The sequence below is a fragment of the Bacillus sp. FSL K6-1338 genome (assembly GCF_038006965.1).
GTDB classification, from domain to species: Bacteria; Bacillota; Bacilli; order Bacillales; family Bacillaceae_G; genus Bacillus_A; species Bacillus_A thuringiensis_S.
In genome coordinates this window covers 144634-159607 of record NZ_JBBOWI010000003.1, presented here as the reverse complement: position 1 = coordinate 159607, position 14974 = coordinate 144634, and the positions used below count along the sequence as shown (strand labels likewise).

Genomic DNA, 14974 nt, shown 5'->3' with positions numbered 1-14974 from the left:
TATATAAAGCTCATTAATGTTAAATGAACTTTAAGGATAGATTTTTGGATTACAACGTATTGTCTTCCAAATTTTCATGGCCTCAAACACTTCTATGTTATTTATTTTCAATCACATTATCTGTTAACTACCACATATCAACAAATGAACAATTATTAACTTTGTATAATGTTTTTGTTGCATTGCTAGTATTATGAAGTAAAATACGCTATTATTTCTAACTTAATGGATGAATTGATTTTTCCCATGTATTATGTAAACGATATCCAGAACCACGTATTGTTTCAAGAGCATTTTTAATCCCTAATTCTTTTAATTTATAACGAATTCGTGTTATATATACTGACAATGTATTTTCATCAATATATTTCATTCCATCCCAAAGTTTATTGAATATTTCTTCTCGATGTACCATACTCGGATAATTTTTCAATAAAAGTTCTACGAGTTGTTCTTCTTTTTTAGTTAATGATATCGATTTCCCATCATATTTCAGCTCCATCTTATCAGTATAGAGAATCAATCCAGAACAGTTAATGATTCTCTCGTTTAATTTCGAAGCATATTCACCATAAACTCTTCTCAGATGACTACGTATTCTTGCTAATATGACTCCATAATGAAATGGCGCAGCTATATAATCATCCGCTCCATATTCTAATGCCATAATTTGCTCCATTTTTTTATTGAATTTTGAGAAAAAAACGATCGGACAAATAGAGATGTTACGAATTTGACGACACCAAGAAAATGCGTCGAATTTCTTTGATGGCACATCAATAATAACCAATTCAGGAGATATTTCGCAAAATTGATCTAAGACATTATCAAACTTTTTTACAACAACGGGCCTATAATCATATTTTTTCAGATTTGCTATCAGTAACTCTTGTGAGTCAATCCTGTTGGTTATAATCATAATGGTAGCTATAAAAAAAACCTCCTATCTAATAATAGTATTTCAAATATTTATATTATAGTTAGTTATTAAAAATAAATATCTTAAAATTTATAAGTTACTATATTTAAAATGTATTCATTTCTTCATTCTAGAACATGAATGGATCGAACTTCAGTACGTCTAAAATTTGTATTTTGCTTTGTTTTCCCTTCAAATTCTATCGTGACGTTTAAATTGCCTGTTTTATTGGATGATGGGATCATTTTAACTAACGTATTGTCTTTTATTTCCTCCTGCACCTTAATATCCATTTTTTGCGAAATTTCACTTTCCTCTTTTTTAATATTTATTTTCATGGAAGCCATATTTAAGTTTTCGGGATTTTCTATTTTAATTTTTAATGGAATAGAAGTATTTGCTTTAACTACTGAATCCATATTTATTGAGATTATTGGATTACTATTAAATTGAGCCATCATAAAATAGGCATCATCCTTTTTACTACTCATATACAATTTCCAGTCTCCTTTTTCAGGTAGATTAATAGAAATGTGATGTAAGTAACTTCCATCAAACACCCCGTTCTCTGGCATAGGCATTGTTTGAATATTTTTGGTATTATATTTTTTTTCAGAAGGGGATATAAACTCTATACGAGTGTTTTCATCTTTGGTTAATATATATAATTCTATTTTCTGAATAGAAGAATCTACAGAGACTTTCTCTTCTATTGTCTTATATGCTGGTAAAATCCCGCCATTCATAAATTGCTCCGTTTTTTTTGTGTTTGGTTTAAACTCTTTTGCTATAGAATTCATTATAAAAGGTGTTTGTAAACTATTATTATTTTTTTGTAGTATAGGATTAATCTTTTCAAACACTGCAGAACCTTGATGCATATTTTCATGAGTAAAAGGAGCTACAAAAAGTTGTTCTCCATATTGGAATTGTGTACTTATTAGATTTACCTGACCATCGTTTGAGCCCCCTACTCCAGACAGATAAACACCTCCAAACCATGAGGCACTAAATACGGTGCCCCAATCAGTTCCTGCAGCTGTATAATATGTGTTTTTTAATATATTTTGATTAGAATCAGTTATTTCACGAAAATGTTTCATATTACTTGTTTGAAGCGATTCGGTTCCAGCATCTAAATTTCCTAATAGCTTCATAAGCCATTTTGCTGGGGCGCTATATGCTAAATCAGCTAAAGCAGTTCCATGAAAAGGGGTAGCCAGTGTGATCACATTATTGACATAAGAATGAGCCCCAAAATGAACTAATGCCGTTTGTGTATCTATTCCTCCCTTACTATGTGCAACAATATTTACTTTACTACCGAAATATTCAGAAATTCTTTTTAGGAGATCAGCCAATTGTTTGCCATTATCCCAGTTATCTTTTTCACCATTTAGTGATACAAATGCTGTACGAAACCCTTCTTTAAATGCATATGTATACATTTTATTCCCCCCCCACCATTCATTTGCTTGTCCATGAAGGCCATGTACAAAGACAATAGGTAATTTATTAGGATCTATATTTTCAGGTTGTTCTCCTAAAAACCAACTTTCATCTTTCACCGGTTATGGTACTAAATTTGGCTCCTGGGTGAATACATTTTTATTTGATGAGCTTAGATGCTGAGAGACATTACTATTAGCATAAATAGATATTGGTTTTATACACAGCGATAGCAAAAAAGTTGTTAATATAATTCCGGCTATATATTTATTTTTGTTTAGGGTAATCATAATCATAACTCCTTATTCTATGTAAATATCTCGTCAATACTAGATTAGCACTTAAAAATTCTAGTCTTTATAATAATAAGTATTAAAATTATCGGACCATAAGAATGAATTTCCACATACTATCATGACCTGAAATAGTCAATCGCTTAATTTTATATAATTCATCTTTTTCATCCTGTAATTTAAATCTGTCATGCCCCATTGCAACAGCATATTTATAATATTTTTTTGCTTGATTTAATGATTCATCATTAAAGGCTCCGAAAGGATAGGATAATATATAAACATTTTTTTCAGTGATTTTAGAAATCTTTTTATTCGTTTCTTCGTATTCTTGTTGAAAATCCACTATGGAATCCGTTAAATTTATATGGCTTCCTGTATGTGATTGAATTGAAAAAATTTCTGATTGTGAAAGTTGTTTTAATTGATTCTGATTTAAATAGTTTGGTTGATCAATAAGACTAGCTATCATAAAAAGAGTAGCTTTTGGTTTAAACTTACCATCTTTTAATTCGTTCAATATTTTATAGGCAATCATGTTATTCTCATATCCATCATCAAAGGTTACGATTATAGGTTTTTTGTACCTTTTCGCATTTTTTAATTCATCAAATGTAATAAAATCATAATCATTGTTTTTTAAATATTCCATTTGCTCTTTAAATTGTTCTTCTGATACATACCATCCTGTCATATTTTTATCAGTTCCATTTGGTGGATTTCCTATAGCATGATACATAAGAATTGGTATACCATCAGCAAATATCCAGTTCTTATTTTCCTTCGCCCACCATAATCCAGTAATCCCCAAAATAAACAGTAAGCAAAGTATTATTACTAACTTTTTATTCTTTTTTATAAACATTCTTCCTCACTTCTTTCAAACACGATTTTATTAATACAAACTAAAAATCGGATAAATCACAATAACATCTGATACTTATTAATTAATTAATGAGCCTTATAAATTTTAATTCGAATAATTATCAAATATACAGATATATTATTTAATCCACCCCAATCTTCTTATATCTCAAGAACTTTTTCACCGCCAAATCTGTCTCAAAATTAGACAAATTTAGCAATTGTACGTAGTATTTATATAATTCAAAATAAGATTTCTGGGAACTAATATCATTTTTTAGATATCATCATTTAATTTATGAAAATTATTTTAAGGGAAGGGTAGTATTATTAAAGGGGGTCTTTATGTTTATGAGTAGTTTTATTAGGTTATGGATTAAATCCCTTTTTCGAATGGTTAGGTATTTCGAAGATTAACAAATACAAAAAAACAGTAAAAAGAGCTTGTAAGCAATATTACAAGTTCTTTTTACTTTCAATAATTTAGAATCTTAAAGCTAATGAGTAAATACTTAAAAGGCTGAAGGTTCATTGTGTTACAACCTTACTATACTCCTTAATTTGATTTTAAGATTCCAAAATTTAAATTATACAAATGCTTTATTTGTTGTTTTTTAATATTTCCTTGGTATCAAAAAAACAACAACTAAAAACCACAATTTCTGTGTTAAGGAGACTATATTGAACTTTAAATTCTTAATTTTGCATTTCCTCTCTTTAGTTGCAAAAAAGAGTACTACAAAAATTCCATTGCATAGAATAAAAAAATCATTTAGGAATTTTATCAGTGTTTTTTTAATCTACATACTGTAATTAACACTAACCCTGAAATAAAACCTTCACCTATTTCCCCTCCCATTAAGTATTTGTAAGATACTTAGCAGCTTCATGTATTAAAGTTTTGTTAGATTTTAATAACTTTTCATATATAAAATTTCTTATGCATCTTTTATCCCTTTTATATGTGTTTTTTCAGGGATTTTCTTTCTAAAACAACTTACCATAAATAAATTTTGCAATTCCTAATTTAAATAGCTAATAATAAAGAATTTATAATTAAACAAGGTTATTATGTTATACATTTACTAATGTAGTACCTTTTGAACGTTAATAAATATAGGGAATCATTAACTTATAATTTAATATTACTCTTTAGTAAAAAATACGACGTATCCCTTTTTTTCTGAATATAGACTTCTAATTTCTCTTATTTAATTTCAGTATAATTCCTTGATTTTTAGCTCTACAATTTTTCACCCTTACTACATTTAGTATCTTAGAATTATATACACTATTTAATTGGCTAATTTGTCTACGCAATAGAAAAATTATAACTTTTTATCACCCGATATTTTGTAATAAAGTAATTAATATATAGTCTTTTTATTAATGCCAATTTATTTTAAGAAGCATTTATCGTTTTTAAAATTTTTAATCACAAAAAATGTATACGTTTTATAACATCTAAGGGGAAAAGTAATATGAATTCCATTACAATTGAACAAATTTATCAAGAAATATTAGATGGTAAAAGAAAGCGTTTTCCACCTAATACGTGGAATAAAGATATAGATTTTGAGCTTTCAAAACGTGTTACGAAATATTTAATTAAACACGTTTTACAATGGGATCGGAATGATATTAGAAAAGGTTGGAACCAGAGATTAATTCAAAAAATGAAGTTAGCAACTGTTCTTTCTAAGTATAATTCAAGTCCGTACGCGATGCTAAATGATGCTTTTCCTAATTGTATAAAAGAGTGGGAATTAGGAATGGCGCCTATAAATTTTTGGACAAAACTTAAAGCCTTAGAAGCTTTAAAATGGACAATTGAAGAAAAAGAGAACCTAAAAAACGACCAAATATTATGCGTTTTTGGAGAAAAATGGTTAAAGAAGAATAAATTAAACACACCTTGTGGTATGTATTGGAACGGTAGCCCTTATGCCTATCTGAATGAATTATATCCAAATCAATTTAAAGAATGGCAATTAAAAAAAGTTCCTATGAATTTTTGGACACAAAAAAATGCTCTAGACATATTACAGTGGACAATTGAAAATAAAGAATACTTATCGGAAGAACAATTATTAAATGTGTTTGATAAGTCGTGGTTAAGCAAACATCGTTTATCATCACCATGCAAAATCTTTTGGGCAAATAGCCCCTATGCTATGCTAAATGCACTATATCCAAATCGATTCAAAGAATGGCAATTAAAAAAAGTCCCCATGAATTTTTGGACAAGAAAAAATAGTTTAGAAGCCCTTAAATGGACGATTGAAGTTAAAGAAAAATTATCTGATGTAGATATAAAAAAAATATATAGTATAGTTTGGCTAAATCAGCAAAATTTACGGACACCCATAATTAAATTTTGGAAAGACAGTCCCTATGCATATCTAAATGCTTTATATCCAGAAAAATTTAAAGAGTGGGAATTAATTTCCACTCCGAATCGGTTTTGGACGAAGCAGAAAGCTTTAGAAGCTTTACGATGGACGATTGAAGTCAAAGAAAAACTAACACATGAAGAGTTAAAAGAAGCTTATAATAGAAAATGGATTAAAAAAAATAAATTGAATGTTCCGTTAAACAAATTTTTTGGGAATAGTCCTTATCGTATGCTAAATACCTTGTATCCCGGACGTTTTAAAGAATGGGAATTATCTGTAACTCCGTATAATTACTGGACAAAGAAGAGGGCTCTAGAAGCTTTACGATGGACAATTGAAATTAAAGAAAAACTAACAGATGAAGAATTATTAAAATTATATACATGCAAATGGATAATTAAAAATGGGTTAAAAACGCCCTTAGAAAAATTTTGGAATTCCAGTTCTTACGCTATGCTAGATGACTTATATCCAAATCGATTTTCTAAAAAAATGTTAAAAGGATATAGAAAAGATTAATTAGAAGGGGATTTATGACTATACTTAAAAATTAAGCAACCCTATTTTTATTAAGTAATTTTTATATAATAAAGGAGAAAAACATTAAAAATTATTATATATCTTCCTTACCCCAACCTACCCAAACCAAATATAATTATATTTGGTTTGGGTAGGTTGCTATTTGTTTTAATTGACCTGAAAAGGAAAATTCTTCAATGTGAAATTTCCTTCTTTTTTTATAAAGGTTACATTAGCATCAGATGTTTTGAATTGAATTTTAAGTTTTTAATTTTCTTTCTATTTATAGTATAATAATACAAAGAGATAAGTCTTCTTTAGGCTATTTAAGTGGAAGCATGCTCACCTTGTTTATTGACCAAAAAATAAAAATATGGTATGTTTACTGTAGATTAGATATATATTGAATGCATATTCAATATATATTAAGTATAGTATTTAAATGAATTGCATACACTAAAAAAACGAGATGCTGTCAACATCTCGTCTCATAACTGCTACTGTCAAGGTGGTTGTTATTATGCATTATCTTTTTTTAGACCCACGCTTGTGCTTTGGTCGGCGAAGAGTGGGTTTTTTGCTGTCCTTTTTTTGCAGTTGCTTTCTTAACACGTATGCCGAGATCTCACGCACAACTGCTCTTGCAATTTCTTTTAAAAGTTCAAACAAAAATTCCATGTTATATCACCCCCTTTCCTTCCGAATGGAAAGAAGGGATAATAACAAGCCCACCTTCACGCGATATACAGTTATACTTTTATTTTACCATACTTCTAGACTCTAAAATAGAAAATCCGTCCAATTTCAGTCTGCTCATAATCTTTTATTTTAGGAGTTTTATAAGATTTTAGTTTACTATAATATTAATATGTATACTTAATTTCTTGATTTTTTCATAATTTATCCTAGTTTGATATGCTATTTTTTGATAATGTAAATTTCAAATAACGCTTGTATGCTTTTTAATATATTCGGTGACGTATGTTTATTCAAACTCTCTAGTATACTCATAGACCTACCAAGTTCCATATGAAGTCTTTGTATTTATAATGCTGGTATAATCACCTTTAAATTATTGGTGTTTTAATTTTTAATTGCATTTCTCATTTCTTTTTTTGCACTCTTTTCATCTTAAATAAAACACCCTTAAAACCAACCACCATAATTATCCACATATGGTATATAAAACCTTTTTTTACAATTGTAATAATTTTTTTGAGAATGGGCCCAAAAAACAACCTCTCAGATCTGTTTTTAAACGTAATCTCGAGTTTAGGTAATATGATTAGACTTCACCTTCTAAAAACTCATTAACAACAAAAATAGACCCCTTAGAACGATTTTGCTTTTAAGGGCGTCTATTCTCTCTGAAATTCCTATTCTTCTATTTCTTCTTTTACTTCCGCGGATAATATGTCTTCAGCAAACTTCTTATAGCCATTATACCCTTTCTTTTCGGCCTTTTTCTTTATTGCTTCCAATACCTTTTCATCAAGGTATAGACTTAAATGCTGCTTTTTTTCTTTCAACTCCTCTTTTGATCTATTTTCAATTCTTTCTTTGAAAATTTCCAAATCGGATTTTAAGTACAATCGTTCAGTAGATTTCCCTTTAGCAATCTCTTTAAAGGGCAATATCCCATCTTTAGCAGCATTATGTACGTAAGTCTTAGACTTATTTAGAAATTCAGCTGCCTCTTTTAATGTTAAAGAATCTTTATATATTTCCTCTAACTTTTTTACGTCTTCTTGCTCAAAACGATATCCCCCATCTGCTTTCCAGGTAACCAGATTGATAGGTTCGATCTGTTTATACTTAATTAAATAGCCTAATTGATTTTTTGTTAAACCTACCCTATCGCATACCTCTTCTAAAGATAAATAGTCCATTTCTCACCTCATCCGAAACTCTTATTCTAGCTGTTGTTTAAATTTTCTTAGTTGATACTTTGTTAAACCTGTTTCTTTTACTACATCTGTTATTGAGTACTCCTTATACTGAAGATACTTAAATGGATTTTCCATATAACGTTCTCGTACCTTATTAAATGTACTCTTTTTCGACAAAGAATTCAATTGCTCTCCTTTCTCTCGGATGGAATCAAAAATGGGACAACCTTTACAATGTTTGTAGTTTCTCTGTTTTGCCTGTTCTTGCTCATCTGTATAATTCACTGCTAGGTTGTTCAGAGGGCAAGTTGAACAATGGGTATCTTCTAAATTATGAATTTCATGTAGAATTTTCAGACGAAGACTAGTCAAAAAAATCTCCTCCTACCGCATTTGGATTGAAATGTACAAAAAAATCAATTAAACATTTCCATTATACATCATCTAAACAGAAATATTAAATATTAAGGTGAAAATATATATTTAATCATTTCATTCTATACCACAATAAATAATCTGTTTATTGTGGTATAATTACTATTATAAAAATTTATATAAAATATTTGTTTTACATTTCATTTTGCTAAAGGTTGTGTTTATATTTGAATATTATAAATTACGAACGTAATAACCAAATTGTAAAATCAAAATCAGATTTTTTTGATAGCAGTCATTTCGAAAAAATTATGGGTATGGGCATCCGAAATATTGACTATTCTCAATTAAGTGAAGAATCATTGGTTTATTTATTTTTACACGATGAGCCTTCTCTAACGAAAAAAAGAAGTGAGCGAACAAAAAAACTGTATCTGCACGATCTTTCTCATTTTCTTCGTTATATAAAAGAGACAATCGGAACCATTCAGGAGTTATCCCATAACGAGATGGAAATCTACTTCTATCAACTAAGTAAGAAATATGCTGCCACTACATTACGCCGAAAGAAAACAGTGGTTCAGCAGTTTTTAAAATACATTTATGATAATAAGGGACTCTCAGATAACTTTAGTAGTCGCCTTAAAAAAGTATCTGTAAAAAAAGAAGAGCTGGTCAACCGCGACTTATTTCCAGAAGAAGTGAATGAAATTTTAGATACATTGAAAAAAACAACTTTCTTTATGTATTCCTTGTTTTTCCTCCTTACCACTACCGGTCTCCGGATCGAGGAAGTTGCAAACGCAAAATGGGCTGACCTTGCATTCCATCCTTCTTTAAATGTCTATCTCCTACGTGTAGTTGGAAAAGGAAATAAAACTAGAGAAGTCCGTATCTTTGAGGATGTACTCGATGATATTTGTCGTCTTCGTCAATTGCGTAAACAAACAAGTGAATTGGACGCCTCTAGCATATCTGCTTTTCTACCTAAAGCGGATGGCTCACATTATAGAGCTGACTATTTATCAAAATATGTAGCAGAAAAAATTGAAGAAACAAACTTACCATTTCTACGTTACCGAAAAGATAGAATTACACCCCATACCTGTAGGCACTTCTTTGCAAATCATTTGATGGGAAAAGGTGTCGAGCTTAAGAAAATACGTGACTATTTAGGACATGAATCTATTATAACGACGGAACGTTATTTAAGGGAACGTACAAGACGTCAAAACTTGGCCACAATAGATATAGGAAATTCATTGTTTTAGTAAATATATATCAGGAAGATTTTTGATTAGATTGGATAAATTTTTCTATTTGTTTGGTTTCTTTGATTTCAAAAAAACTAAGAAAATCATGCCCTTTAACCAGTACTCAGATTAAAAATTGGGAACAAAATAGACATCAGCCGGATATTAATACTCTAATTTTATTAGCATCTTATTTTTACGTTTCTGTGAGTGTACTTGTCAATTATCAAAATGAGTTTGAAGAGGAGCATATACAAGCTTTATATCAAAAGTCCAAGCAACAACATATGCAACATTAGATAAAGCTCAGAGGGGGGAGATTCTGTAAGCAAGTAGAACTATTTATTAGTATCATTGCTGAAAATAAAGATATCTTTTGATAAGTCGGTATATAAATTTCCAATCAAAATCGATGGAACAAAAAAAGGTATAGAATGTACAAGTCCATTCTATACCTTTTTTGCTATGATTTTAATCTATAAGATTGCAAACTCTCATCTTTATTATATTTTTAGTAAGTTCGATTTTGAATAAGTTGAAACGTTATTTTTTATGTAAAGTAAGCTATTTATTTTCAAAGTAAAATCTCATAGAAAGATTTTATAATTCAATATCCTTCAAAGACTCCTAATCTAATAAGTAATATGTATTGTTTATTTGAAATTTCCCTAGTAAATTATTAAAGTTATATATAATTATATCATTATATTAAAATTATAATAATATAATAATTTTAGAGTATATATTCAACTTATATACCATAGTATATATCATTTTTCAATATGACTATACCATTTCATATGAATCAATCTTTTCAGTAGCAGCAGAAATATGTTTTATAAGAAATACTAAAATCTCATCTAGACATTCAACAGTTGTATATGGTGAGATAGAAAAAAATTTTAATGTAGCAATTGGCATTCTATCACAACTGTTTATTACATTTACTATACAAGAGCGAGTTGTATCACCAAAGAACATTTGATCACGATTTTTCCCTAGTTGATTGAATATGCTTATATTTAACCGATTTGTCTCCTCAATTTCTTTTTGTGTTGCAAGACCTGTCCGTTCCTTTTCCCAATTTTTTTGTCCATCTCCATTCATATAAAAACGAAACGTTGTAATTGGCCCATATGTAAAATTGTTTGTTATTGCCACTTGGGGAAGAGACTTACGTATTTTATCTCTAAATAATAAATTTACGCGAACATAATTCGCTAATAATTTTTGATAGCCTTCAATTCCAAATGCTAATAAAGTAACATACATCGGAATGGCGCTACCAGAACGTGAACATTCTAAGGTATAGCTTGTATGATAGCTACCATATGACCTATTACCAAGATAAGGTGTGTCATCTTGTTCAATGTCCATCAGTTGTAAATCAGTATGATTTTTTACGATTAAAATACTTGAAGCATAAGGTGTTTGTCCTAATTTATGAAAATCAAAACATACACTATCAGCAAGTGCCATGTATTGCATTTTATCTTGTACATATAGTAAAGCATTTTTTAAATTAGGTTCAAATGAAAGTGGATTTTCTTCGAAATTATAATTATTAAAGAAACTATAGAATCCACCCATTGCAGAATCCGCATGGATATAAATAGGGTTTAATTTATATTTTTCTTGTATTGCTTCAGCAGTCTCTTTAATTTTTTTTATATCATCAATGGTAAATGTATCTGTTGACCCCATAGTAGCTAGAATATAAAGAGGGATACCGCCATTATTAATAACTTGTATCATTTTGGCCTCTAAATCATCTATGTCCATAGAATTTGAATAAGGATCAGTTTTCACTTTAATTAAGTGATCTGATCCAATGCCGGTTGCTTCAGCTGACTTTAATAAACTATAGTGTGCATTTTCAGAAGCAAAGCAATATGCATTTTGTGGAGCACCATATTCTTTTGCTAATGGAAATTGTTTAGAAATTGCTAAACGTAAGCTCGAAAATACACAACCTTGTCCACCCCATGTTGTATAACCACCGCTATTATGTGGATTATAACCAATCAACTTTGAAAGCATGGATATTACTTTTACTTCTGCTTTTGCTGCCCCAGGACCATATACATCCCAAACGCTATTACTATTTAAGAGCGCCATGGTTAGTGTACCTAATAATGATGGAATACTTGGGATTGGTATAGCGTTAGTCAAGTAATATTTAGTTTGATAAGGATGATTATTCATAAATTGTTTTAACTCTTCTATAACCTCAGATATAGTAATTCCAGACCGTGGTATATGACTTTGATCAATTAAGTTATTATAGTAGCCATCTGATTTTTCTTCATAGTTACCTAAAATTGCTCGGTTTTCATCTTTTAATCTATCAAAACTCTCGACTATTTTCTGTATAGAATCTAAAAAAAGTTTTTGTTTTTCTTCATTGCCATCAGCGCTCGGAAATAAATTTAAAATTTCTTTCATATTTTAAATTCTCCTTTTTAAATTTTTTAATGTTATTATTGCAAAAATCTTAAAAAGTATGAAAATACTCTCTCCAACTTGGGCATAACGATATTGCTAAACTAAAGAGAGTGTGTATTAGTATGGATGTATCTAATGAAAAGTGCTCGCTTTTACTAGAATGATTGTTATATAAATAAAAAGGTTGGATAAACTCGCTGTTTAGTAACCGTTAGGCGTTGTACATACACCATTGGAATCAAAATCATATTTTAGGTTACCAATTTGTACCGCTTTTTTATCATGTGTCATACTACCGTCTTCAGGATTAAAATAATACCAGTGTGGTTCACCAGTCTTTGTATCCTTAATTTCAACCCATTTTGTCATCATCTGTCCTTGATTAAATAGTTCTCCGGCAGAGTTTTTAAGATTTTTTTCCGGGCTGAGGTAATACCAGTATTCATAAGTAGTCTTCGTATTCACACCGATCATCTGCTTATCTTTACGCGTATCGTGGAACCAACCAATCAGCATTGTTCCTTTTCCAATATATTTATTACCCCTTACATTGTCGAGACGTGGTGTTTCAGTGCTAAGGTAATACCATCTATCCTTACCATCAGGTGTCTTATCATTGAACCAATCAGTTTTCTTTTGCCCTTTTGCGTCAATATAATACCAAAAACCAGCCTCGCAAACCCACGTTCCTTCCGTTTTAACCCAACTTGGATTTGCTACCGTTTTTCCTGTTGATGCTATTTGGAATGCTGCGCTACCCTTTGTCTTGCTATAAAAATCACTCTTTTGATACATTAATTCATTATATTTAGACAACCTTTCCTTAAGAGATCTTGCTCGTTCGTAAAGTTCCTCCTCCTTCTTTATATATCTATTTTCTTCTATGTGAGTGTGATTCTTAGGTTTGGGGCCAAGTGCTGATAACTGTTCGTGTACTTTATCTAATTCTTTTTCTATTTGTTGTTTGTCTTCTAGTTTGCTATCGATTCTAGCTTCTCCTTCTTTATATGTTTTTTCTATATAATCTGCATACTCTTTGTGATTCTTCTCCATATTTTGTAGAAGATCTTTTAAGGCTGCTTCAGTGTAGTTTATTTTAGGTGACGTTCCCTGTTTTTTCACAGTATGTAAAAAATTCAAGTGAGCAGTTGCAATAATTGTATATATAGGAAGTTCTGCTATTTTGAACTTCGGTTTACTAGCAGCACTAATAAGGTCATTAAAACCCTTTTGGATGGCTGTTATACGACCTCGATTAAGTGAGTCTACATCAGCTGGAGCAGAATAATATTCTCCACCTATATTACCGTTTAGTGAGTTTTCAAATTCTTTTAGAGTTACCATCAATCCTTTTACCGCGGCCTCAAGATCATCTAAATCTTTTGCTTCAATTTTTTCATCCATTATACCAACAAGTTTGTTTTCCATTTCCTGCAGCATTTCTTTTATATTTGGCCCGTTCTCTGGCCAAAGTATCCCAATTATCGGGGAAATGAATGCTGCTCCATATGGGATCAACGCTGTAGATAGCATTGTAATGGACCTTGCAGTATTGTTGAAATTTCCACTATTTATATCTTTATAGATTGTTGGTAATAGCTTTTCTGCCATACCAAGTGTGGTCTTATAATTCCCTGCACCTGTTGTTTTTCCAAGATCTTGTGCCCATGTATCAAATCGTGCTAGGGAGCCCAGATTTTTTTGTGCATCTTCATAATAAGTGCCAGGACTTTTTTGCTGAATAGTATTTTTGCTTTTTTCATCAGCGAATGCTGAGGCAGTACTTCCCAATGTACTTACTCCTAAAGTCATGGTTACTACTGTTACAAGAAGCGCTTGTTTGTATTTGCGCTTTGCATAAATCCGATTTTTGTATTTCATACGTGTATTTCCTTTCTGTTTAGACGATTTTATGAGAATTTTTATCACATCAAATAAAGGAGTGACTTGATACAGTATAGGTCCAATAACGTATGTTATATAATAAAAGATGATTTTGGCTAACGTAATATTTTTTAAAATGCTATGTTCTTTTTACAAATCTAAAAAAGGGTACATTACGGATATTTAAAGTTGTGTTCTGGTCAAAAAATAAAAACTGTTTGAAACTCCTTTCTTTAACTACCCATATTAATATTAAAAAGGTGTGCAATTAGTATAAAGATAGAAAAAATGTTTAAGTGGAAACATTATCAACCAAATATTATTCTATTAACTTTACGTTGTTACCTAAGGTACAATCTTATTTTTGTAATTTGGTAGAAATACTAGAGGAAAGAAGGCCATCCTTCGCGCATACAACAAATATGCGCTGGTTCCATCTATATAACCTAAATTCCATCTCAAAACAAGCGAATGGATCTTGAAACGCAAATGAATCAAATATAATTTTCACCCAAGTTCTTTTTTGATAATTATATTATTCCCGCAAATTCTTCATATATCTTCTATGTATCTTAAATAGTTTTCGCTGTATCCTACTAAATAACTCATTTACTTCACCCTGTTTCATATTTTCTGGTATCTATTCAAACGTTATCTTCCAAGCTATTTTTAAAACTTTAATCTGCTG

The 14974-nt window shown here is 30.1% G+C and carries 10 protein-coding genes and 1 pseudogene; 3 read left to right on the top strand and 8 right to left on the bottom strand.

The window, feature by feature from the left end:
• Positions 1-217: 217 nt before the first annotated feature.
• The 3 genes from NZ044_RS30090 to NZ044_RS30080 all read right to left on the bottom strand — a co-directional run bounded on the left by NZ044_RS30090 (position 218) and on the right by NZ044_RS30080 (position 3526).
• Entirely contained in the window at positions 218-931 is a 714-nt protein-coding gene (locus NZ044_RS30090; RefSeq protein ID WP_410994092.1) for a response regulator transcription factor, read from the bottom strand.
• Positions 932-1044: 113 nt separating this feature from the next.
• Complete coding sequence (locus tag NZ044_RS30085; RefSeq protein WP_340950279.1) at positions 1045-2487, bottom strand: esterase/lipase family protein; 1443 nt, start codon at positions 2485-2487, stop codon at positions 1045-1047.
• 259 nt (positions 2488-2746) lie between these two features.
• A complete protein-coding gene (locus NZ044_RS30080) occupies positions 2747-3526 on the bottom strand; it encodes a polysaccharide deacetylase family protein (protein WP_098349421.1) in 780 nt (259 codons plus the stop codon).
• Between the two features lie 1480 nt (positions 3527-5006).
• Between NZ044_RS30080 and NZ044_RS30075 the strand changes: the two genes are divergently transcribed.
• Entirely contained in the window at positions 5007-6440 is a 1434-nt protein-coding gene (locus NZ044_RS30075) for a hypothetical protein (RefSeq protein WP_340950277.1), read from the top strand.
• 525 nt (positions 6441-6965) lie between these two features.
• Here the strand turns inward: NZ044_RS30075 and NZ044_RS30070 are convergent.
• The 3 genes from NZ044_RS30070 to NZ044_RS30060 form a co-directional block, all read right to left on the bottom strand.
• A complete protein-coding gene (locus tag NZ044_RS30070) occupies positions 6966-7118 on the bottom strand; it encodes a hypothetical protein (protein ID WP_170954508.1) in 153 nt (50 codons plus the stop codon).
• A 698-nt stretch (positions 7119-7816) separates the two neighbouring features.
• Positions 7817-8329, bottom strand: a complete 513-nt coding sequence (locus NZ044_RS30065) for a helix-turn-helix domain-containing protein (protein WP_340950276.1) — start codon at positions 8327-8329, stop codon at positions 7817-7819.
• Between the two features lie 21 nt (positions 8330-8350).
• Positions 8351-8701 (bottom strand): zinc-finger domain-containing protein, encoded by a 351-nt coding sequence (locus NZ044_RS30060; protein ID WP_098349418.1) that lies wholly within the window; start codon positions 8699-8701, stop codon positions 8351-8353.
• Positions 8702-8931: 230 nt separating this feature from the next.
• On the opposite strand from NZ044_RS30060, the gene NZ044_RS30055 reads away from it, so the two are divergent.
• Positions 8932-9975 (top strand): tyrosine-type recombinase/integrase, encoded by a 1044-nt coding sequence (locus NZ044_RS30055; protein WP_098349417.1) that lies wholly within the window; start codon positions 8932-8934, stop codon positions 9973-9975.
• Between the two features lie 768 nt (positions 9976-10743).
• Here the strand turns inward: NZ044_RS30055 and NZ044_RS30050 are convergent.
• The gene (locus NZ044_RS30050) at positions 10744-12402 is read right to left on the bottom strand and encodes a pyridoxal phosphate-dependent decarboxylase family protein (protein ID WP_273635003.1); all 1659 of its coding nucleotides are present in this window, start codon (positions 12400-12402) and stop codon (positions 10744-10746) included.
• 201 nt (positions 12403-12603) lie between these two features.
• On the bottom strand, positions 12604-14283 hold the full coding sequence (locus NZ044_RS30045; RefSeq protein ID WP_098349415.1) for an insecticidal delta-endotoxin Cry8Ea1 family protein: 1680 nt from the start codon (positions 14281-14283) through the stop codon (positions 12604-12606).
• A gap of 291 nt (positions 14284-14574) precedes the next feature.
• On the opposite strand from NZ044_RS30045, the pseudogene NZ044_RS30040 reads away from it, so the two are divergent.
• Positions 14575-14729: pseudogene (locus NZ044_RS30040) on the top strand (IS6 family transposase); the annotation flags it as partial.
• Between the last annotated feature and the right edge of the window lie 245 nt (positions 14730-14974).